This window comes from Cohnella algarum, assembly GCF_016937515.1.
In the GTDB taxonomy this organism is placed as follows: Bacteria; Bacillota; Bacilli; order Paenibacillales; family Paenibacillaceae; genus Cohnella; species Cohnella algarum.
The window spans coordinates 546,515-568,399 of the sequence record NZ_JAFHKM010000002.1 but is presented as its reverse complement, the minus strand read 5'-3'; the positions used below and the strand labels follow the sequence as shown (position 1 = coordinate 568,399).

At 55.2% G+C, this 21,885-nt stretch carries 22 protein-coding genes and 1 pseudogene; 20 read left to right on the top strand and 3 right to left on the bottom strand.

All coding sequences use genetic code 11. The features are described 5' to 3' along the window. The first annotated feature begins 168 nt into the window (after nt 1-168). The 20 genes and pseudogenes from JW799_RS02790 to JW799_RS02690 all read left to right on the top strand — a co-directional run bounded on the left by JW799_RS02790 (nt 169) and on the right by JW799_RS02690 (nt 19,114). Nucleotides 169-1,197: a mannose-1-phosphate guanylyltransferase gene (locus JW799_RS02790; protein ID WP_205428605.1), complete on the top strand. Its 1,029-nt coding sequence runs from the start codon at nt 169-171 to the stop codon at nt 1,195-1,197. Continuing rightward, on the top strand, nt 1,194-2,462 hold the full coding sequence (locus JW799_RS02785; protein ID WP_080836070.1) for an oligosaccharide flippase family protein: 1,269 nt from the start codon (nt 1,194-1,196) through the stop codon (nt 2,460-2,462). Before JW799_RS02790 ends, JW799_RS02785 begins: the two co-directional genes overlap by 4 nt. Then, nucleotides 2,446-3,687: a glycosyltransferase gene (locus JW799_RS02780; protein WP_080836071.1), complete on the top strand. Its 1,242-nt coding sequence runs from the start codon at nt 2,446-2,448 to the stop codon at nt 3,685-3,687. Before JW799_RS02785 ends, JW799_RS02780 begins: the two co-directional genes overlap by 17 nt. Nucleotides 3,688-3,717: 30 nt before the next feature. Then, nucleotides 3,718-4,368, top strand: coding sequence for a sugar transferase (locus JW799_RS02775; protein ID WP_080836073.1), 651 nt, complete (start codon nt 3,718-3,720; stop codon nt 4,366-4,368). Between the two features lie 83 nt (nt 4,369-4,451). Then, nucleotides 4,452-5,426, top strand: coding sequence for an NAD-dependent epimerase/dehydratase family protein (locus JW799_RS02770; RefSeq protein ID WP_205428603.1), 975 nt, complete (start codon nt 4,452-4,454; stop codon nt 5,424-5,426). Nucleotides 5,427-5,498: 72 nt separating this feature from the next. After that, on the top strand, nt 5,499-6,608 hold the full coding sequence (locus JW799_RS02765) for a glycosyltransferase (protein WP_205428601.1): 1,110 nt from the start codon (nt 5,499-5,501) through the stop codon (nt 6,606-6,608). A gap of 17 nt (nt 6,609-6,625) precedes the next feature. Further along, nucleotides 6,626-7,705, top strand: a complete 1,080-nt coding sequence (locus tag JW799_RS02760) for an NAD-dependent epimerase/dehydratase family protein (protein WP_205428599.1) — start codon at nt 6,626-6,628, stop codon at nt 7,703-7,705. Next, entirely contained in the window at nt 7,702-8,508 is an 807-nt protein-coding gene (locus JW799_RS02755) for a WecB/TagA/CpsF family glycosyltransferase (protein WP_080836078.1), read from the top strand. Before JW799_RS02760 ends, JW799_RS02755 begins: the two co-directional genes overlap by 4 nt. An 18-nt stretch (nt 8,509-8,526) precedes the next feature. Continuing rightward, the gene (locus JW799_RS02750; protein WP_080836080.1) at nt 8,527-9,492 is read left to right on the top strand and encodes a UDP-glucuronic acid decarboxylase family protein; all 966 of its coding nucleotides are present in this window, start codon (nt 8,527-8,529) and stop codon (nt 9,490-9,492) included. A gap of 28 nt (nt 9,493-9,520) precedes the next feature. Continuing rightward, complete coding sequence (locus JW799_RS02745; RefSeq protein WP_205428597.1) at nt 9,521-10,933, top strand: UDP-glucose dehydrogenase family protein; 1,413 nt, start codon at nt 9,521-9,523, stop codon at nt 10,931-10,933. Nucleotides 10,934-11,086: 153 nt separating this feature from the next. Beyond that, nucleotides 11,087-12,333, top strand: a pseudogene (locus JW799_RS02735) (nucleotidyltransferase domain-containing protein). A gap of 33 nt (nt 12,334-12,366) precedes the next feature. Then, on the top strand, nt 12,367-13,707 hold the full coding sequence (locus JW799_RS02730) for a hypothetical protein (RefSeq protein WP_080836085.1): 1,341 nt from the start codon (nt 12,367-12,369) through the stop codon (nt 13,705-13,707). Nucleotides 13,708-13,853: 146 nt separating this feature from the next. Continuing rightward, entirely contained in the window at nt 13,854-14,636 is a 783-nt protein-coding gene (locus JW799_RS02725; protein ID WP_080836087.1) for a hypothetical protein, read from the top strand. Continuing rightward, nucleotides 14,633-14,914, top strand: a complete 282-nt coding sequence (locus JW799_RS02720; protein ID WP_080836088.1) for a PqqD family protein — start codon at nt 14,633-14,635, stop codon at nt 14,912-14,914. The genes JW799_RS02725 and JW799_RS02720 overlap by 4 nt, the downstream gene beginning before the upstream one ends. Nucleotides 14,915-14,940: 26 nt before the next feature. Continuing rightward, nucleotides 14,941-15,114 carry a hypothetical protein gene (locus JW799_RS02715; RefSeq protein ID WP_176220773.1) on the top strand — a complete coding sequence of 58 codons (174 nt, stop codon included), beginning with the start codon at nt 14,941-14,943 and terminating at the stop codon, nt 15,112-15,114. A gap of 54 nt (nt 15,115-15,168) precedes the next feature. Continuing rightward, nucleotides 15,169-16,227, top strand: coding sequence for a copper amine oxidase N-terminal domain-containing protein (locus tag JW799_RS02710; RefSeq protein WP_176220774.1), 1,059 nt, complete (start codon nt 15,169-15,171; stop codon nt 16,225-16,227). Between the two features lie 188 nt (nt 16,228-16,415). Then, complete coding sequence (locus JW799_RS02705) at nt 16,416-16,883, top strand: S24/S26 family peptidase (protein WP_080836093.1); 468 nt, start codon at nt 16,416-16,418, stop codon at nt 16,881-16,883. A 204-nt stretch (nt 16,884-17,087) separates the two neighbouring features. Beyond that, entirely contained in the window at nt 17,088-17,267 is a 180-nt protein-coding gene (locus JW799_RS02700; RefSeq protein WP_080836095.1) for a hypothetical protein, read from the top strand. Nucleotides 17,268-17,391: 124 nt separating this feature from the next. Beyond that, the gene (locus JW799_RS02695) at nt 17,392-18,312 is read left to right on the top strand and encodes an ABC transporter ATP-binding protein (RefSeq protein ID WP_080836096.1); all 921 of its coding nucleotides are present in this window, start codon (nt 17,392-17,394) and stop codon (nt 18,310-18,312) included. Next, complete coding sequence (locus JW799_RS02690; RefSeq protein ID WP_080836097.1) at nt 18,305-19,114, top strand: ABC transporter permease; 810 nt, start codon at nt 18,305-18,307, stop codon at nt 19,112-19,114. Before JW799_RS02695 ends, JW799_RS02690 begins: the two co-directional genes overlap by 8 nt. 84 nt (nt 19,115-19,198) lie before the next feature. On the opposite strand, the gene JW799_RS02685 is transcribed toward JW799_RS02690, so the two are convergent. The 3 genes from JW799_RS02685 to ligD form a co-directional block, all read right to left on the bottom strand. Continuing rightward, nucleotides 19,199-19,648 (bottom strand): bactofilin family protein, encoded by a 450-nt coding sequence (locus JW799_RS02685; RefSeq protein ID WP_080836099.1) that lies wholly within the window; start codon nt 19,646-19,648, stop codon nt 19,199-19,201. Between the two features lie 5 nt (nt 19,649-19,653). Then, a complete protein-coding gene (locus JW799_RS02680; protein ID WP_139787214.1) occupies nt 19,654-20,541 on the bottom strand; it encodes a M23 family metallopeptidase in 888 nt (295 codons plus the stop codon). 437 nt (nt 20,542-20,978) lie between these two features. Next, nucleotides 20,979-21,866, bottom strand: coding sequence for a non-homologous end-joining DNA ligase (gene ligD / locus JW799_RS02675; RefSeq protein ID WP_080840841.1), 888 nt, complete (start codon nt 21,864-21,866; stop codon nt 20,979-20,981). Nucleotides 21,867-21,885: the final 19 nt, after the last annotated feature.

Genomic DNA, 21,885 nt, shown 5'->3' with positions numbered 1-21,885 from the left:
GCTGTGGGTTCATCGGACCTTAGACGTTTATCGTCGAGGGTATGACGTGAGGGGGGGTTAAATGCCCCGATTATCCCTTTCTTTGGGAAAGCTTGACCTTTGCCGCTCTATTGCAAGGATAGGGAGACAAAGGTCAGGCTTTTTATAAAAATTACGGAGTGGATACAGATGAACATCATCCTGCTAGCCGGAGGAAGCGGAACGAGGCTTTGGCCGTTAAGCCATTCCGACTTCCCGAAACAATTCGTGAAATTGAAGGGTATGCCGAAAACGATTTTCCAAATGACGGTTGACCGCTGTCTGAAGCTTGCCCCGCTTGAAAATGTATACGTCGTGACAAACCGCTCGTATGCGGGAATCGTACACCAGCAAATCGAGCAAATGGGGTTCCGGATCCCGGCCCCGAACGTCCTGGTCGAGCCATCGAGCAAAAACACGTTGCCCGCGATCGCTTATGCTGCGCAGCACATTCACGCGAAAGGAAATCAATTGGCCCTGGTCCTCCCCTCGGATCACATTATCGAGGACGATCGGAAATTCGCGGATAGAATCGAATTGTCCCTGCCGCTCACTGATCAACGGCTGGTCATTTACGGAATCAAGCCAAGCAAGCCCCATTCCGGGTATGGATACATAAAGCCGGGAGACCCCGATTTCATCGGATTCCGCGTGGAGGAATTCAAGGAGAAGCCGTCCGAAGCGCTGGCGGCGGAGCTGATCCTGGAAGGCTGTCTATGGAACAGCGGAATCTTCGCGTTTCAAACCGGCGTTTTTTTGGAGGAGCTCAAGGAACATTGTCCCGACGTTTACGATGCGTTTCTCCTCCCGTCCGTTCAGCAAAAATACGAAAACACGCCAGGCATTTCGATCGATTACGGGGTCATGGAACGTTCGAGACGGGTTTCCGTCGTGCCGATGGATGTCAGGTGGAACGACCTTGGAAGCTTCGACTCGTTTTTTGACGAATACAGGCCCGACGAGAACGGAAATATTACGTTTTCCGATGAAGTGCTGATCGATTCGACGGGAAATTTGGTTTATTTGGAGCAGGATCGAAACGTGGCGTTAATCGGCGTGGACGACCTGATTATTGTCGAGAAGGACAATTTCTTGCTGATCTGCAAAAAAAGCCAGTCCCAGAAAGTGAAGGACATCGTTCAGCAATTGAAACTGCGGGCGGCCGAGGTCGTTACATGAAGTTCGGCTCTTTGCGGCGAAGCTTGTCCTGGAGCTTGATCGGAAATGTGTATTTCGCCGCAGCGCAATGGCTGCTTCTGGTCGTTATCGCCAAGTTCGGGTCCGCCGCGATGGTCGGTCAATTTTCGATCTGCCTTGCCATCGTCACGCCGATCATGACGCTGACCAACCTCCAGCTTCGGGTCGTTCAAGCGACCGATACGCAGAATCAATATCTGTTCCGGGACTTGATGGGCCTTCGTTTGCTTACGATCGTCGTTTCCGTTCTGCTGGCGCTTATCGCCGTGTTCGCGTTCGGCTACGATTCCGAAACGGCAATGGTCCTCGGGTTCGTCTTGTTGGCCAAAGCGGTGGAAAGCGCAAGCGACGTAAGTCATGGCGTCTTTCAAAAGCATGAGAACATGAGAGCGCTGGCCATCTCGAAAATCATCAAGGGCACGATCGCGATTCCGGTATTCGCCGCGATCCTGCAAACGAGCGGCAGTCTCGTGTGGGCCGCGTTCGGATGGATGGTTTCCTGGCTGATCTCCCTGTTCATTTACGATCTGCCGAAAACGAAACGCTACGAGGCCGTATTTCCCCGAATTCGGTGGAAAGAGTGCCTCCGGGTCGTAAAAATCTGCTTGCCGCTGGGAATCGTGTTTATGCTGACTTCGCTGAACACGAATATACCCCGATTTTTCATCGAGCGTTCGGTCGGAGTCGAGCAATTGGGGCTGTTTACCGCTGTTTCCTACCTTCTGGTTGCGGGCAGCACGGTCGTTTCCGCTTTAGGGCAGGCGGCGACGTTTCGTTTGGCGAAAAGCCTGGACGATAAGGAGTTCGGGCATTTTTACCGGCTCACGTACAAGCTGATGGGACTGGGATTGGCGTTGGGGCTTCTGGGCATTGCCGCGGCCGCGGTCGCCGGCAAGACGATCCTTGCGCTCCTGTACACCGCGGAGTATGCGCAGTATTCGACCGTATTCCTCATCGTCACGGTAGCGGGTCTGATCGATTACGTTGCGGTATTCGGGGGCTACGGGCTTTCCGCGACGAAAAAATTCGGCGTTCAGCCCTATTTGGGCCTGATTTGGACCGCGGCCGTCATCGTCTCCTGCTTTTTTTTGGTGCCGGCCTACGGGGTGGAAGGAGCCGCTTACTCCCTGGTGGTGTCAAGCTTCGCGCGGTTGGTCGCGCAATGGATCGCTTTGCGGCTCATCACCTCCAAAATGCGGAAGGTGTCGAATCGAGAGAGGGTGATTTTGCATGAAACTATTGTTTGATCTGATCGCGACCCAGCCTTGCGGAGAATCGAAATTTCACGGGGGCGGGGAGTACGCGAAAATCGTATTCAAGCATCTTGTCGCCAAAGCCGACGCCGGCAGCCTGGCCTGCTTTTACGACAGCGGATTGGAATTGGACGAGGAAATTCGCGGCCTGGTGGAACGCAACCGTCTCGAGCTGATCGCGCTCAGCACGAACGAGGAACTGTCGGGCTTGCTGAACAAGGGGAACTATTCCGTCTTTTACAGCGCCCTGCCTTATCGGTACCACGATCTTAAGATCGAGCGGGCGGACGTCAAACTGATTTATACGATTCACGGGCTGCGAGAAATCGAGCTTCCGACCGACCGCTACGAAGGCAAGTATCGCCAGGGCGTTTCCGAAAAAATGAAGTTCGTTCTGAAAAGCTTGTTCGGAGCTTCTTACGTCCGGCACAAAAAAGAACAGATCGAGAAACTGTTGAAGTCGAAAGCCCCGCTCGAAATCGTCGTGCCTTCCTTCCATACGAAATACAGCTTGATCAACTATTTTCCCGAGTTCGACGCCTCGAACGTGAAGGTCATGTACAGTCCCCGAAAAACCGAGGAAAGCGACAAGTTTTTCGATTTGTCGCCGTATGGCGTCGAGCCGCGCGGCTATTTTTTGCTGATCAGCGGCAACCGATGGCTGAAGAACGGATACAGGGCGACTCGGGCTCTCGATGAAATTTACGGCGCGTTCCGGACGAATGTCAAAACGGTCGTTCTTGGCGTGAAAAATAGCGACATGTACAAAAAAGCCATCCGAAATCCGGAGCAATTCGTGTTCCTGGATTACGTAAGCTCGGAACAGCTCGATTTTTTCTACCGTCAGGCCTTCTGTTTCGTTTATCCGACGCTTAACGAAGGATTCGGCTATCCTCCGCTCGAAGGAATGCGGCACGAAACGCCGGTGATCGCCTCCTCCATCACCTCCATTTCCGAGGTTTGCCGCGACGGGGTCATCTATTTCAACCCGTTCAGCATCGAGGAGATGAAAAACAGAATCATCAGCGTCCTGTTCGATTCGGACATTCGCGAAGCGTACGCCAGAAGAGGAAGGGAAGTGTACGAAGCCGTCTCCAGCAAGCAGGACGAGGACCTGGATCGATTAATCGGGCTGCTCCTCGGAGAGGAACGGATTTCCGAACCGGCAGGCGCAAAGGATTCGGAATTGGAGGAGCTCGAAAAAGCGTTTGTCGTTTAACCATCGTTAGAAGGGAGGGTAATTGCGGCAATGGAAATCTTGAAAAATTCATCCCCGTTGCATCCCTCGGATCTGCCTCTCGAGCTGCCAAGGATTCATCCGACGAATAAAACGTACTGTAAAATCGTCAAGCCCGCTTTGGATAGAGTACTCGGCTTTGTGCTCATCGTCGTTCTTTCCCCGCTGCTAGCGCTCATCTATGTGCTTATCCGGCTTGATTCGAAGGGGAACGGAATTTTCAGGCAAGAGCGGATCGGCGCCGGAGGAAAAGTGTTTACGATTTATAAGTTTCGGACGATGTATGCCGACGTCCCCATGCAGGGGCGTTCTCCGGAAAGGGGGAACGACCCGCGGATCACGAGAGTCGGCCGGTTCCTCCGGAAAACAAGTCTTGACGAGCTGCCGCAGCTTTTCAACATTTTGAAGGGAAACATGAGCTTTATCGGCCCGCGTCCGGAGCAGAGATCGATCGTCGAGGCCCATTTTTCGAATCAGGATTACTATCGCTTTCTGGTCAAGCCCGGGATAACGGGGCTTTGGCAGACGAGCGAGGACCGGAAAAAGCCGATCCACGAAAATTTGCATCATGATTTTTATTATATCGATCAAATCTCTTTCGCGATGGACCTGAAAATCATTTTTCGAACCGTCAAGGTTATTTTTAAAAGCAATACCTATTAATAGCTGCCTTCATTAGCTGCTCCCCTGCGCACGGAGGCGTGCTGAAAGACCAATAAAATCAAGCCTAGAGGAGGCGTATCGATTTGAAAAGAGCGCTTATTACGGGAGGCAGCGGGTTTATCGGGAGTCATTTGATTGAAGCCTTGCTGGACGAAGGCGGCTGGGAGGTCACTTGCCTCGACAATTGGGATCCGTTCTACGATTCGTCCATTAAAGAGAGCAATATGGAGAAGGCGCTGAAGCACGAAAATTTCCGATTCGTGAAAGGCGATTTATTGCAGCTGGATCAAATCGGCAGCGAGCTGGACGCCCCTTACGACGTTATCGTTCACTTGGCGGCAAAAGCAGGCGTCCGTCCGAGCATCGAAGATCCGGTCGGCTATTACCGGACGAACGTCGAAGGGACGCAGCGGCTTCTCGAGTGGGCCAGGACGCGGGGAGTTCCCCAGTTCGTCTTCGGATCGTCGAGCAGCGTGTACGGCGTGAATCCGAACGTCCCCTGGCGCGAGGACGATGATGTCCTGAACCCGATCAGTCCTTACGCAAGCACGAAGGTAAGCGGCGAACTGCTGGGCCATGTCTACAGTTCCCTGTATAACATCCGGTTCGTTGCCCTGCGTTTCTTTACCGTTTACGGTCCGAGACAGCGCCCCGATCTGGCCATACATAAATTTACGCGCTGCTTGTTCGAAGGCAGACCGATTCCGAAGTTCGGCAACGGAGAAACCCGTCGGGATTACACCTACATCGAGGACATCGTTTCGGGCATTCGCCATGCCATGGATTACGATCAATCGTTATACGAGGTCATTAATCTGGGGAATAACGATTCGGTCACCCTGAATGAGCTTATCCGCACCCTTGAAGAAGCATGCGGAAAAAAAGCGTTGATCGAGCAGCATGACCATCAGTTAGGAGACGTTCCCCAAACGTATGCGGACATCGGCAAAGCCTCCCGTCTGCTTCATTACGCTCCCCGCACGAACATCAAGGACGGAATCGCCAAATTCGTCGAGTGGTACGTCGAAAAGCACGGAGTGGTCAATTATGCCCCTTAAGATTTTGTCGATTCACAATACGTATTTGATTCGGGGGGAGAGGACGGCTCGTTCGCCGCCAAGAACAAGCTTTTGAAGGATAAGGGGCACCACGTCGTCATTCATACGGAATCGAATACGAGAATCGAGCAGCTGGGAAAAATCCGCACGGCCGCGAAAACGATCTGGTCGAAAGAAACCTCCAAATATTTCAAAAAATTGCTGACCGAACAGCGGATCGATCTGATCGAATGCGAGAACACGTTTCCCCTCATCTCGCCTTCCATCTATTACGTTGCCAACGAAATGGGCGTTCCGGTCATCCAGAACATCAGGAACTACCGGCTGCTATGCCCCAACGCGCTGTTTTTCCGCGAAGGCCGGGTTTGCGAGGATTGCATGGGGAAGTTCGTGCCGTGGCCGGGCGTCAAAAACAAATGCTACAAGGAAAGCCTGGCGGGAAGCGCGACGATCGCGGCGATGTTGACGACGCACCGCGCTTTGGGAACCTGGCGGGATAAAGTGGATATGTACGTGGCGTTGACGGAATTCGCCCGCGACAAGCTGATCCAAGGGGGCATTCCATCCGACCGGATTGCGGTGAAGCCGAATTTCGTGCCCGATCCGGGCGAGGGAAGCGGCGAAGGCGACTATGTATTGTACGTCGGCAGATTGTCCCCGGAAAAAGGAATCGATACGCTGCTGGCCGCATGGAAGCTGCTGAAAAACCCGATCCGGTTAAAAATCGCCGGCGACGGGCCGCTCACCGAACTAGCGCTTCAGGCGGCCGAAACGAATCCGAATATCGAGTATGTCGGCTCCAAATCGATCGAAGAAGTTTACGATGTGATGGGGGAAGCAAGGCTGCTCGTTTTTCCGTCCGTTTGGTACGAGGGGCTGCCGAGGACGATCATCGAAGCCTACGCGAAAGGCACTCCGGTCGTGGCTTCGAAATTGGGAGCGATGGAGAGCATCGTCCGCGACGGGGTGACGGGAAGCTACTTCGAGCCGGGAAACGCTTCGGATTTGGCCATGAAACTTGACGCGCTGCTGAGCGACGAGGAAAAGCTGCGACGTATGCGAACAAATGCCCGAAAGGAATTTGAAAACAAGTATACGGCGGAGCGGCATTACGACCTGCTCATGAACATTTACGATCGCGTTTTGACCCATTACCCGAAAAAACTTAAAAAAAGCCAATAAACAGGAGGAGAACCATCATGTCCATCGTCATCATTACGGGATCGGCCGGCCTGATCGGCTCGGAAGCGACGGAGTTTTACACGAAAGCGGGATACAAGGTCATCGGAATCGACAACAACATGCGGGAAACGTTTTTCGGCGCGGAAGGCTCGACCGTGTGGAATCGGCAGCGGCTGGAGGCAACCCTCGGCTCCAAATACGAGCACTACAATATCGATATCCGCAATCAGGAAGGCGTCAACGAGCTTTTTGCGAAGTACGGAAGCGATATTTCCCTCATTATTCATACCGCCGCCCAACCCTCCCACGATTGGGCCGCCCGCGATCCGTTCACGGATTTCGGGGTGAATGCGAACGGCACGCTGAACCTGCTCGAAGCGACGAGGCAGCATTGCCCCGAGGCCGTATTCATCTTTACGTCCACGAACAAGGTGTACGGAGACCGGCCGAATACGCTGCCCCTCGTCGAAAGTGATACGCGCTGGGAAGTGGCGGCCGGCCACCCGTTCGAGAACGGCATTTCTGAGGAAATGAGCGTCGATCAAAGCATGCATTCCCTGTTCGGCGCCTCCAAGCTCGCGGCCGACGTGCTGGTGCAGGAATACGGCCGGTATTTCAATATGAAGACCGTTTGCTTCCGGGGCGGCGTGCTTAGCGGCTCGAAGCAATCGGGGGTTCAGCTTCACGGCTTCATCAATTATTTGGTCAAATGCGTCATGACCGGCACGCCTTATACGATCTTCGGCTATAAAGGCAAGCAAGTGCGCGATGTCATCCATTCCAGCGACGTGATTTCGGCCTTCCATGCTTTCTTCGAACGGCCGCGCCGCGGCGGGGAAGTTTACAATCTGGGCGGAGGAATCGCGTCGAACGTGTCGATGCTCGAAGCGATTCAATTGACCGAAGAAATCAGCGGAAGAAAGCTGAGCTACCAGTACGTGGACACGGCCCGCGCGGGCGACCACCAATGGTACGTTTCGGACTTGACGAAGTTTCAATCGCACTACCCGGAATGGAAGCAGCAGTTCAACCATATTCGGCTGATCATCGAAGGCATCTTCGAAGAAAACAAAGAGCGCTGGAGAGTCACGGTATGATCGACAAAGGCAAATACCCGATCGGCGGAGTGAACATCAATGCCGCGGATTACGAAGGAGCCGTCAAGAAAATCGTTTCGGCGGCCGAACGCGGCGTCCCCTTTGCAGTTTCGGCTCTTGCGGTGCACGGCGTCATGACCGGACGCCTGGATCCCGTTCACCGGCGCAGGCTGAACGGCCTCGATCTCGTGCTTCCCGACGGCCAGCCGGTCAGATGGGGACTGAATCTGCTCTACCGGACCAATCTGAAAGAGCGGGTTTACGGTCCCGACCTGACGTTAAAAGTGGCGGAGGCCGCAGCGAGGCATAAACTTCCGGTCTATCTGTACGGCAGCAAGCTGGAAACGCTGCAAAGCTTCAGCGCAAACCTGAAAAAGAAATTCCCCGATCTGATCATTGCGGGGATGGAACCGTCCAAATTCAGAAGGCTGAACGAAATCGAAAAACGGGAGGTCGCGGCCCGAATTATCGCGAGCGGCGCCAAAATCGTCTTCGTCGGATTGGGCTGTCCGAGGCAGGAAGTGTGGGCATACGAATACCGGAAGCTGCTGAACATGCCGCTTCTCGCCGTGGGAGCCGCCTTCGACTTTCATGCCGGCACGTTGAAGCAGGCTCCGGGCTGGATGCAGCGCAGAGGGCTCGAATGGTTTTACCGGTTGACCCAGGAGCCCAAAAGGCTTTGGAAACGATATTTATATTTAAATCCGTTGTATTTGTTGACGTTGTTCGGCCAGTGGACGGGAATTTTGCGAATATCCGCGTTAGGCCCGACCGGAGACGAGCCGGAAGAATCCTATGGATGATATGGAGGGAGAAAGCGAATGAAAAAAATATTGATTACGGGCGCAGCGGGATTCCTGGGCTCCCATTTGGCCAAATCGCTTGTCGAAGCAGGGGATCGGGTCGTCGGCATGGACAATTTGTCGACGGGCAAATCCAAAAATCTGGACGGTCTGATCGGTCATCCGGCCTTCTCGTTTATCGAATCCGACGTGTCCCGGCGCGAAACGCTCGATTTGCCCGAGCTGCAGGACGTCGAGGAAATTTACCATCTCGCCTCTCCAGCTTCTCCGCGGTTTTACCAGGCATCCTCGTTGGAAACGATCAGCGTCAACACGATCGGAACGCAAAATATGCTGGAATTGGCCAAACGGACCGGCGCCAAAATTTTATATGCCAGCACCAGCGAGGCTTACGGGGATCCCGAGGTTCATCCCCAACCGGAGGACTATCGGGGAAACGTGAATACGTGGGGGCCCCGGGCCTGCTACGACGAAGCGAAAAGGCTGGGCGAGGTCTATTGCTACGAGTACAACCGGCTCTACGGCGTGAGCACCAAGGTGGTGCGCATTTTCAATACGTACTCCGCCGGCCTCCGGAACGACGACGGAAGGGTCATCTCGAACTTTGTCACCCAGGCTTTGACCGGCCAGGACATTACGGTCTACGGCGACGGCAGCCAGACCCGTTCCTTCTGCTATGTGGACGACACGCTTCGCGCCTTCCGGCTTGCCATGGATGCCGATCAGGCGACCGGAGAAATCATCAACGTCGGCAACCCCGTAGAGTACACCATTCTGGAAGTGGCGCAAACGGTGAAGCGGTTGGCCGAATCGTCCAGCCGGATCACGTTTCACGATCTTCCGAAGGACGACCCGAAGGTCCGCCGTCCGGTCATCGAGAAAGCAAGACGCCTGTTGAACTGGGAACCCGAAATCGATCTGGAAGAAGGGCTGAAGCGGACGATTTCCGTATACAGGGAGCAATTGCTGGCCGCGGACGTTTAATTTCAAAAGAAAAATAAGGAGGCTTATCATGAATATCGTATGCATCGGTTCGGGTTATGTGGGGAGCGTCACGGGCGCTGCATTTGCAACGCTTGGGCACAAGACGACCGTGATCGATATCGACAGGAAAAAGGTGGAGCTCATCAATTCGGGGAAAAGCCCGATCTACGAGCCGGGGTTGGACGAATTGATCTCTTCCTACATCGGCAATACGCTTTTCGCGGTCGATCATTACGAGGTCGTGCGCGAGGCGGATGTTGTTTTCATTGGCGTCGGCACGCCTTCGAAGCCGGACGGCACGGCCGATCTGAAATATATCAAGCTGGCGGCGCAGGGGATCGGCAAGCATTTGAATGCCGAACGGTTTACGGTCATCGTCAATAAATCGACCGTTCCCGTCGGCACGGCCGATCTCGTTTCCTCCATTATAGAGGAGAATTCCGGCCTGATTCCGAACGAGCATTTTGCCGTCGTCAGCAACCCCGAATTTTTGCGCGAAGGGTACGCCCTGGAGGACGTGTTCTTCCCCGACCGGATCGTCATCGGGGCGGACAACGAACGCGCCAGGGCGATGATGAGCGCTCTTTATCAAGGAATCGTCCAACGGGAAAATTACTTCGAAAAAAGCGCCGATTTTCAATTCGACTACAAACTCGACAACAAGAAGCCGGATTATTTCGAAACGGATATCAAAAGCGCCGAAATGATCAAATACGCATCGAACGCGTTTTTGGCCGTGAAGATCAGCTATATCAACGAAATCGCCCGGCTGTGCGAGGTTTTGGGAGCCGACGTGACGGCCGTGTCCAAAGGAATGGGACTCGATTCCCGGATCGGCAACAAATTTCTGCAGGTCTCCAGCGGCTGGAGCGGAAGCTGCTTCCCGAAGGATACGGCCGAACTGTTGGCCACGAGCCGGAAATACGGGTGCGAACTGGGCGTCATCGAGGCCGCGGTGCAATCCAATCTGCAGATGCACAACTTCGTGGCCGACAAAATCAAGCGCCGGTTGAAGTCGCTGAACGGCAAAACGATCGGCATTCTCGGCCTTACGTTCAAACCGAACACGGATGACGCAAGAAATACCCAGGCATCCGTCATCATCCGCGAATTCGCCGAAGTCGGGGCCCGGATCAAAGTTCACGATCCGCAAGGAATGACGATGTTCCGCGCGTTGAATCCGGAACTGGATATCGCCTATTGCGACGATCCCCTCGAAGTGGCGGAACAGGTCGACGGGCTCGTGCTGCTGACGCACTGGCAGGAGTATGCGGACTTGGATTGGAAGGAAATGTTCAACAAGGTTCGTACCCCGTATCTTCTCGATACCCGGAACTTCCTCGACCATTTGTATTTGCGCGAGATCGGCTTTGATGCCGAAGGATTGGGAGTCGGCTCCTCCAAACAGGAAAGCAGGGCGGATAAAACCGTTGCGGTTTGAGCCGAAGAGCAAAGTCTGGGGAATGACGGCATGTCTGTCCGGTCCCCGGACTTTTTTTTCGTTAAACGCGATATCCGACCAACGCGAGGTGCTGTTGGGAGGGATTGGGGGGGACGCAAGTGAACGATTCCGGAAGCCGGAGAAGGCATCTCGATGTTCACGGCATTCAAACGTACGGGCTATCGGCTGAGGAGGAAGATAGCGGTGAGTAGTTCTATTGAATCAGGACTGGACCTCGGTTCGTTTTCCAAAGAGCTTCATTTGTTGGTAGCAATGCTGGAATTATCGAATCGACCGGAAAGATTGGAGCGCGTTGCTCAAAAAATCGACGACGGAACAGACTGGTTCCTCTTTCTCAAACTCGTGGAATTTCATCGGGTTTACCCCTCCATTCGCCACATCCTCCAATCCGTAAACCGAACAATCGTCCCGAAGCAAGTTTCGGAAGAAATCCATCGCTTGTGCGTTTCCAATACGCTGCAAATGCTTTATTTAACGGCCGAACTGGACCGAGTGAATGAATTGTTCGAAAACAACCGGGTAAGAGCTCTGTCGTTAAAGGGCCTGCATTGGCGCAGTTGCTCCATGGGGACATCTCTTTTCGAAATTCCAAAGACCTGGATATCCTGGTTCCTCTGGAGGACTTTGAAAAAGCGGAGTCTCTCCTGCTTCAATCGGGTTACGTAAGATTCGGGGAAGGCCCCCGGATATTGAACGAATGGAAAATCAAAAGGAGAAACGACTCTTATATCCATTCTGAAAAGGGCATTCAAATCGAACTTCATTGGAGACTGTACGCGAATTTCGGAAAAGAACCTTCTTTCGATGAACTATGGGAACGGAAAAACAAGCAGCAATTTTCGAACTATCCCGTCTACACGCTCGGGAAAGAGGACTTGTTTTTTTATTTGGTGGCTCACGGAGCAAAGCATGCCTGGTTTCGGCTGCGCTGGCTGGTGGATATCGACCGGATGATTCATCTCGGTTTGGCCTGGAGCAGGACCGAAGCGCTATTTAAAAAGTATCATTGCCGGCATTTGGGCGGCCAGGCTTTGCTGCTGGCGTCCGGGTTGCTCGGTTCCCCGGTCAGGGAAATGAGGAGCATGATGTCGAAACGGCATTCCCGGCGATTGGCCCAGGAGGCGCTCTTTTTCATAAATGAGCCAGCGGCGGAAGGCTCGTCCAAGGAATTCAATCGATACTGGTATCGATTGCTGTCGAACCGGCATAAGGCAGCGTACGTCAGAAGACTGCTCTATCCCAGCTATCAGGATGCCCTGACGCTGCCTTTGCCGCGAAAACTCCATTTTCTTTACTTTCCCTTGCGTCCGTTTCTTTGGGTTTTGCGATGGATGAAACGAACGTTTTTCCAAAAAGCGAGAGAGCAACCGACAAAGTGACTCTTTTCATTCATTCATGCGGGGAGAAAAATGATGATGAATATGAATCCTGCATCGACACGGCTGCATTACATGACGATGAATGACAACCAGACTTTGCACACGAGCGATACTTACGTTCGAATCCTTATGTTTTCGTTAATCCTTGCGTTCTATTCTCGTATCGTAACGGCCGTAGGGGTTCCGGGCGTATTCAACTTCGTGCATTATGCGTTTTTCGCTATCATCGCTACGTTCGTATTATTGAATATCCAAACGAAAGCGGCGTATCCGATTTACATGATGCTTTTTTTACTGTCCGGATCGATTGCGCTTAGCGCCGTAAACTCAGGAGCGGGAGCCATAAACTTCGTTCTCGAATTCGTCATGTTATCTCAGCCGTTTGTTCTGTTGTATATCATGGTCAATCGAGAGTGGTCCGAACATCATATCAGCAGCCTAAGACAATTCTTCTTTGTCTTTGCCTTGATCAACGCCGCATTCGCATTTGTCGAATACTTTGCGCTCGGCCTCAGAAAAGACGATGTGAAAGGCGTATTTCTTAACATGGGCGCAGGGCACCACGTGGCCGGAGCCATTGCATTATCGAGCATCATTTATGCGCTTACCCACATAAAGTCCATCAAACTCAAAGCCGGCTTCATTCTCGTTCAACTGCTCGTAACGGCATTTGTCGACAATAAGCAAACGCTGGTTGTATTTATGATCAGCCTCGCTTTATTGACCGTTTTCAACTTCTATAGCGTAAAAAGAATGATGATCTACCTTCTCACGCTGTCCGGTTTGGTTGGCATTGTGTGGGTGATGATGGAAACGGTGTTCCCTCAACTTGCGGACTGGGCCGATTACGATAAGTCGTTTCAGGGATTGCTGGCCAAGCTTCAAGTATTCGACATTATTCATTCATACCACCAATCCTTTAAAGACGGCTTATTTGGTCTTGGTCCCGGTCACACAGTTGGAAGATTGGCGCAAATCATGCCGGATTACTACGGATTTCTATCCCAACTGGGAGCTACGATTCATCCGGCTACGAGCTACATTTGGGAAGTTCAGCAAGCGGACTGGATTACCAATTCCCAAACGGGATCTAGCATGTGGTCGTTATTGTTTTCTTGGATGGGCGTATATGGCGATCTTGGTCTACTCGGACTAATCATCTACATCACAATGTGGTTCTTCGTCTATCGGAAGCTGTGCTTTAATAATTATTCGAAGTTCCTGGTCATTACCATCGTGATTCACGGGGCGGTATTTCAATGGATGGAAGAACCCGCCTATATGCTGTTTGTCGTCGGTCTGATCGGTTTGATGTACCTCGAGCAGATGAAAAAAAAGAATGCGGCTAACGAACAGCCCGGGATTTCCCCGTAACGGGCGCAAGGTTTCTGCATTTAATGCGCGGAGCCTATGATGAAACCATGCTTGACAAAGATACATTACGTATCATATGATAGTTACAAATTTTTCCGCTCGCCTGCCGGGCGGTGCCCATCCCGGACATCGAGGAGAGAACGACTGTGTCCGATTTCACGATTTCCATCGCCGTGCACAAGGTGCGAATTCGCGCTTCGGCCGCTTGGATCGAGAACTGGTTTCGCGGGCTGTTTCGGACGGACGACTCCGCCGCGGAGCCGGATACGGTCCTGCACGTCGCCGACGGGTACGGACGGCCCTTTATGGGCTACGAAGTCGCGGTCGACCGGACGAACGCGGTTACCGCCTATACGCGAAGCGATTATCGCCTTCGGGTCGCGAAGGATTATGCCGAGTCCTGGCTCGAGGTGCGCGATCCGTTGGCGCTCAAGCATGCGATGGTTCACCTGTACAGCGCGTTGATCGCGTTTCGCGGATGGGGGGTGCTGATCCATTCGTCCGGCGTTGCGGATCGAGGAAACGCCTACTTGTTCGCCGGCCGCTCGGGGGCCGGAAAGTCGACGGTCGCCTTGATGTCGCGGTCGCGTCCCGTTTTGTCGGATGAAGCGTCTCTTGTTTGCATCCCCGAAGACGGGAACGTTCGCGTCTATGACTCTCCGTTTCGAAGCGATTCGGAAGCGAACAACGGAGAGGTCTCGTACCCGCTGGCCGCCGTTCATTTTCTGAATCAGTCCGAACGCGTCGAACGGACCGAGCTTGCCGGATCGGACGCCTTTCGCAAGCTGATGAACGCCGTGTTTTACTGGCCGCATGCCCCCGAGGAAACGGTCAAGGTTATCCGATTGATCGAAACGCTGGCTTCCCGCGTCCGATCCTACGATTTGTTTTTCCAAAAGAACGACGCATTTTGGGAGTTGATTTCGTGACGGCTGCATTCGAACGGACGGAGCATGCGAAATCCGTCGTTATGGATGGCGAGTGGATGATTGTCGAGGCGGAGAGGGGAGTGGTTGCGCAGGTAAACGAAGTCGGCGGGTTTGTCTGGGAATGCCTGGAGAAACAGGCTCTGGACATCGGGCAGTTGACGGAGGCCGTGCAGGCAAGGTACGAAATTGGCCGCGAAGCCGCCGAACGGGACGTTGCCTTTTTTTTTGCAGCAGCTGGCGGAAATCGGTTTCGTTCGAAGCAAGGCATGAGTTCTTAAAAAGGTTTGATCGGGAGGTTACCTACATGGAGAAGAAGCCTTATGAGGCCCCTGCGGTTTTGCAAGTGGTTCCCATTCGTTTCGAAACGGCATTTTCAGGTCCGATCGGCGGAATCGCGCCGTTCCAGCCGGAACGGCTTAGAGGCGTCGACTACACGATTCCGTTCCTGCCCAAGTCGGGAGATATGGGATCGCACTGATCCGGCCTGACCGGGCCGATTCGGAAAAGCGATTGAACGAGGAGGTACATGCGTTTGAAAAAACTGGTCATCACGATTGTCGCGGGGCTGCTCCTGCTGCTGCTGCCGGTCTCCGCCTTCGCGGCGGAGGGGCCCGTCATTCAGGTAAAGATCGACGGCGAAGCGATCGAATACGAAGTCCATCCCGTCTCCAAAAAGAACCGAACTTACGTTCAATTCAGGCCGACGTTCGAAGAACTCGGCATGACGGTCCAGTGGGACGCCGCGGCCCGGAAAGTGACGGCCGAGAAGGCGGGCTACAAGATCGAGCTGTTCGTCGGAAAGACGGAAGCTTATGTCAACGGCGTTTCCTTCACGCTGGAGGCCGCCCCCTTCGCCTCCGCCAACTATGTCATGGTTCCGCTCCGGTTCATCAGCGAAGCGACAGGCCGCTTTGTCAGCTGGAACCAAAGCGAGAAGCTGATCAATATCGTGACGACGGATCTTTCCCAATTCGTCGACGCCTTTAACGGCGGCAAATTCACCTACGTCGGCGAACAGAAGGACGGTCTATGGGAAGGAAAGGGAAGGCTGGTCTATCCGAACGGAATGACCTTCTACGAAGGCGACTTCGCAAAAGGCAAGTTGGAAGGCCAAGGGAAGTACTTCGACGACAAAGGCTTCGTCGTATACGAGGGCGGCTGGAAAAACAACTTGATGGACGGCTCCGGCAAGTGGTACTACGGGGACGGAACGTTGAAATACGAAGGCGAATATAAAGCGGGCAAAAGGGAAGGGAAAGGAACGTTCATTTGGCGGGAAGAGGAGGCCGAAGCCGTTAGCAATCCCTTGGCCGAGGACGAAGCGAAAACGGGAGACAATACGTACACCGGCTCGTTTGCGAACGACAAGTTTTCGGGACAGGGGACGATCGTTTGGGCGGACGGCTCGACGTACACCGGTTCTTTCCTGGACGGAATGATCCATGGAACAGGCGAGTACGTATGGCCCGACAAGTGGAAGTACGTCGGCGAGTTCGCGTTCGGCGCTCGCAGCGGATCCGGCGTTGTCTACGACGAGAACGGGCAGGAAGTTTACCGCGGCCAATTCAAAAACAACGAGTATGCGCAATAGAGGGAATCAACGAATTAACGAATAAAAATATGATACAGATTGACGCAATAAGATGTTGACCGGCGGACATCGCAAGCAGAGCGAATTCGCGAGCGGCCTTGAACTCAAGGCGCGCTCCGCCTCATCGCTTCATGCTGCGATGTCCGCGGTTTTTCCATTTGAACGAATCCAGAGTCAGGTGACCGAAAATGCTGCACGAAGAGAAACGGATCGAGGTTTGCAAGCGGTTTCTCGAACTTCACGGATGGATCGACATCCGATCGCGCGGCTACAGCATGTTCCCGTACATTCGGGAGGGCGACTCGTGCCGTTTTTTGGCCCTGGAGAAGGCGGACCGGTCCGCCTGCCGGCCCGGAGACGTGCTGCTGTTCGCGACCGGGGACGGCCGGCTGATCGGGCATCGGCTGCATCGCGTCGAAAGGGCGGAACATGCCTATCGCTATCGGTTGAAAGGGGACACGAATCTTCAATACGACGAACCGATCGAAGACGGGCAAATTTTGGGCAAGCTCGTTTGGATTCGCCGCGGCCGCCGCATCAGGAAGGCGAGCGGCTTCTTCGCGTTCGTTTGGAGCTGGTCGATGGTCCGGTTTCCTATCCTTTCTTGGCCGCTGAGAAAAGCGGCTCTTTTGGCATCCCGAAAAAGCGCCGTTTAATTCCCCGCGTTTTTCCCCTCCCGCCCCTCCTTTTCGCATGCGATTTCGTTGCGATTCCGATCGCCGACCGCGTTTGGCGACGTTTATTCCCGAAAAAACGACAATTTCGCTCGATTTTTCTTGACAAATTTCGCTCTCCTCGTTACCCTTTCTTTGATACAGTTAGTATCGCGGATCATGCGGGGACAAAAGGAGAGAAGGTCCATGAAGCAAGGGGTTCGGTTTTTTTGCGTGCGGTGCAATCAGTCTTTGCCCAAGGAGTCGGCCCATCGGCTGTTTTTGACCGGATTTTACAAAATTCACGTTCCGCTCGGCGTTTGCCTGAGCTGCGAGGCGGTCGAACGCGCCAAAAGGGGTGAGGAGCTCGCTTCCGGAGAAAGCTGAAACCGACGATTAGCCCCGAGGCCAGTCGCGAAACTTAGCCCTAAGGCTAGTGACGGTCGGGCATAAATGAACTATTTTAAATAGGTGCTATCGATTTCGCATGCAGGAAAATGGAGGGGAAACGATGTCTCAGGAACCAGTCGTCCGGCTGCAGGAAGTGACCAAGCGCATCGGCGGCCGCACGATCATCGACCGGGTTTCGCTCGACGTGTATCCGGGAGAAGTGTTCGGCTTTCTCGGTCCGAACGGGTCGGGCAAGACGACGACGATCCGCATGATGGTCGGATTGATTTCGATTACCGGCGGGGATATCTCGATTGCGGGACACAGCGTAAAATCGTCCTGGCAGCAAGCCGTCTCCAAGGTCGGCGCCATCGTGGAAAATCCGGAGATGTACAAATTTTTGACCGGGTATCAAAATCTGGTGCACTTCGCCCGCATGAATCCGGGCGTCACCAAGGCGCGGATCGACGAAGTGATCGAATTGGTCGGCCTCAAAAACCGGATTCACGACAAGGTGAAAAAATATTCGCTGGGCATGCGGCAGCGCCTCGGCGTAGCGCAGGCGATCCTGCACCGTCCTTCGCTGCTGATCCTCGACGAGCCGACGAACGGTCTGGATCCGGCGGGCATCCGGGAGCTGCGCGATTATTTGCGCGTGCTGGCCCGGGAAGAAGGAACATCCGTGTTCGTCTCGAGCCATCTGCTTTCGGAGATGGAGCTGATGTGCGACCGGGTCGCCATTTTGCAGCAGGGCAAAATTTTGGACATCCGTTCCATCGGAGGAGCTTCCGGAGCGTCCGGAGCGGCGGAAGACGTGCTGTTCGAGGTCGATCATCCCGATGCGGCGCTCGGCGTTCTCGAAGGCCAGGGCGCGGGAACGATCGTCGACGGGTTGCTTAGCGTAACGGCGGACAAAAGCATGGTCGCGGCCGTCAACCGCCGCTTGGTGGAAGCGGGGATCAACGTCTACGGCATCCGCAAGAAAACGAAATCGCTGGAGGACCAATTCCTCGAGGTGACGGGGAGTGATTCGATTGGCTAATTTCTGGAAACTCGTGCAAAATGAAAACATGAAAATTTACCGGCGACCCCGGACGTGGATCATGATGGCCTTCATCGTGCTGACGCCGCTGCTGATGAGCGCCCTGATCGCGTTCATGGACGGCACCGAAGGCTATACGAACTGGGATATGATGATGGTGGAAACGTCGGTCGTCTTCCAGCTGATCACCATTTTCGCAGTCGTCAAGGGAGCCGATTCCGTCGCCGGAGAGTTCACGTGGGGAACGATCAAGCTGCTGCTGATTCGCCCGTGGAGCCGCTCGGCCATCCTGCTCTCGAAATTTATTTCGCTTGTGCTGTTCGCCCTGCTGTTCAGCGCGCTTTGCTTTGTCGCGACGTTTGTCATCAACGCGGCGATCTTCGGATACGAAGCATCCCCGGCGGGATTCATTCCCGAATCGTCGCCGCTGGCGGGCGGGTCTCCGTGGGCGTACGCGGCAACGGGATATTTGCTGTTGTTCATTACCCAGCTCGTGATTTTGACGTTCGGATTCATGCTGTCCGCGGCTTTCCGCAGCAGCGGGCTGGCGATCGGCTTGTCGATTTTCCTGCTGCTGTCGGGCAGCATGCTCAGCGGCCTGCTGTCGTTGACGGACAAACCCTGGGTCAAGTTCGTGCTGTTCCCGCATCTGCAGTTGACGAATTATTTGGACGGGGGCAACGGGCCGCTGCCGAATCACCCGACAACGTTCGGCTTCTCGCTCGCCGTGCTGGCCGTTTACTTCGTCATTTTCAACCTGATTTCCTGGACCGTGTTCCGCAAACGCGACGTGGCGGGCTAAGGAAAGCCATTCGTTCCGGCCGTCCCTTCGGGCAGGCAATCGCCGCCGAACGGGACGGCTTTTTCGCGTTGGCTTCGTCGGCGGTCAGACCGCCTTTTTGTCCCGTTTGCCCGACGATTCCGCCGATGGGTCCGCTTGCGGCCCGGCCGGCGCCGAAACCGCGGGCTGAAGGCGGGCGGCGGCGCCTTCGGACGGCTCCATTCGAACGGTTCCGTTGAAGCAGCCGCCCTCGTGCACGATAAGCAGGGCCGTCTGCGCATTGCCGTCCAAATGCCCGCCGGGAAGTATGGTCAGCTTGCCGCTCGACCAAACGTCGCCGAACACTTTGCCGGCAATGGTGACGTCGCGGGCCAGAATGCTGCAGCGGGCGATGCCCGTTTTTCCGATGACCACGTTTCCTTCGCTTTCGAGTTCGCCCCGAAATTCGCCTTCGATGCGCAGGCCGGTCGGCGTCTTGAGCGCGCCTTCCGCTTCGGTGCCCGCACCGATCAACGTATCGGCGGCGCCCTTCGGGCTTTTGGACTTATTGAGCATGGCCGTCAATCCTCCTTTGCGATATAGGGCAGCGGATTGACCGCCTCGCCGTCCTCGACCACCTGAAAATGCAAGTGCGGCCCGGTGCTCCTTCCCGTGTTGCCGAGCCGGCCGATCTGCTCGCCCTGCCGTACGGCATCCCCCTGCTTCACTTCGATTTCGTCCAAATGCAAATACCACGATTCGATTTCGCCGCCGTGGGCGAGGATAATATAATGGCCGCGGGAGCCGTCTTCGCCCGTTTCTTTTACGGTGCCGCTCCCCGAGGCGTAGACGGGATCTCCGATTTCCCCGGAAATATCGACGCCGGCATGCAACGCGGATTTTCCCGTAAACGGATCCTTGCGGTACCCGAAGCCGGACGATAGCCGCTTCGAATCGGTCGGCCACGCGGAAGGAGAAAACGAGGTTTCGTCCGGTTCCGAGGTTTCGTCCGGCGGCCGATCGGAACCGGCCGCGGCGGCGGCGTCCTCGAGCGACAGCTTGGCGACGGGAGCGCCGCCGGCTGCAGCGGCCGAGGAGGCCCCGCTGTCGCGCCGATCGAAGGCCGCGTCCGGCCGCGGCGTTTCGCTCCGCAGCCGCATGGAAGCCTTTGCGGCGGCGGCTTCGCCGGCCAGGCGGTCCAGCTCCCGCTTCAGCAGGGCGAGTTCCTTTTCCTTGGCCGCGAGCGCGGACGACAGCGCGCCGGCTTCCTCGGCATGCTTGCCTTCGAGCGCCCGCAGGCGAAGCTCCGAGCGGGCCTCGAGGGCGATCAGAGAGCCGGCTGCGGCCAAAACGGCCGCGGCCGGCAGCAGAAGCATCGTCCTGCGGGAAAGATGATATTGTTTGGCCGAACGGCTCGGTTCCGGAATGACGAGCAGCGACCATTTGACGTTTTTTTTACGCTTGGCCATTTCCTCTCCTTTCCAGACCGAAGATTTGGGGGATTTGCCGATTTGAGCGCTCTATTGCTATTTATTCTTGCAAGGTTATGAACATACCTGAAGTTTTTGTTCGAAAAGGCCGACGAAGGCCGGCCAGGCCCGAGTCCAAGCTATGCGAGCGGAGCGCTTTAGGGGGGGCGAGCCGAATAGGGAGCCGGATGGGGTTGGCTGTGCGTTTTGCCGCTCCTGTTCGCACTGCAGTCGGCGACGCCGTTCTGTGCTTGAATATCGCCGGCCTCGCGTTCTATTATTTTGCGGCCCGCGATTATCGCAGGAGGATTTCGTCCGGGATTTGCGGGACAGCCGCGAAGTCGATCCGGAAACGTTTCGACGCGGTTCGCGGCCCGGGCGCTTGCGCGAATGCTGTCGCCTTTGCTGCGCGCGGCGCGAATCGCTGGCGGCTCGGGCTACAACGTGGAAAGCGACTGAAGCACGCGCCCGAGCGGCTGGGGCTTGCAGCGGCCGATCAAGTCGCCGACCGTCTCCAGCCGCCGCACGATATTGCCCAGGTGGAAGTCCCCGGGCTTCACGTCCCGGCGGACTTCGTCGCGGGTGAGCGGCGTCGATACGGGCGCGCCCGGACGCGCTCTGGGCGTGTACGGAACGGGCAGCGTGCGCCCGGGATGGTGCTGCAAGTAATCGAGATAAATCAACGTGCCGCGGTCTTTTTTCATGCGGGCGACCGTGAACATGTTCGGCTTCATGGCGGTTAAATATTCCGACACGAATTTGCCGAAAGCCCGCAGCTCGTCGAACGTCGGGCCGGGCTCGATCGGCATGACGACCTGCACGCCCGTCGCTCCCGACGTCTTCGCGACCGCTTCGAGTCCGAGCCTGGACAGCATGTCCAGCACGGCGTCCGTCGCTTCCATAAGGCGCGGCTCCTCCTCGACGGACGGATCGATATCGAGCATCCAACGGTCGGGCAGCTCCTCGCCGATCCGCTCGCACGACACGTGGAATTCGAGGCTGTACAAGCTGCCGAGCCAGACGAGCGTCGGCAGCGAATCGAGCACGATGTACTCGATCGATCCGTTTTTGGCCGTGCGGACGAACGGCGGCGCGGGGCGCGGGCAATTTTTTTGATAAAAGGACGTCTCGCCGGCGATGCCTTCCGGATACCGGATCGTCGTCAAATATCGTCCCTGGCTGTGCGGGAGCAAATACGGCGAGAGGCGGGCCAGCGTTTGAACATAGTCAAGCTTGGTAATGCCGGACTCCGGCCATAGCAGCTTGTCGGGGTGGGAAACGTTCAGTTCGTCCTTGCCCATCGTTAACGTAACGTTTTGCGGCATCGCTTTCTCCTCGTCTGTC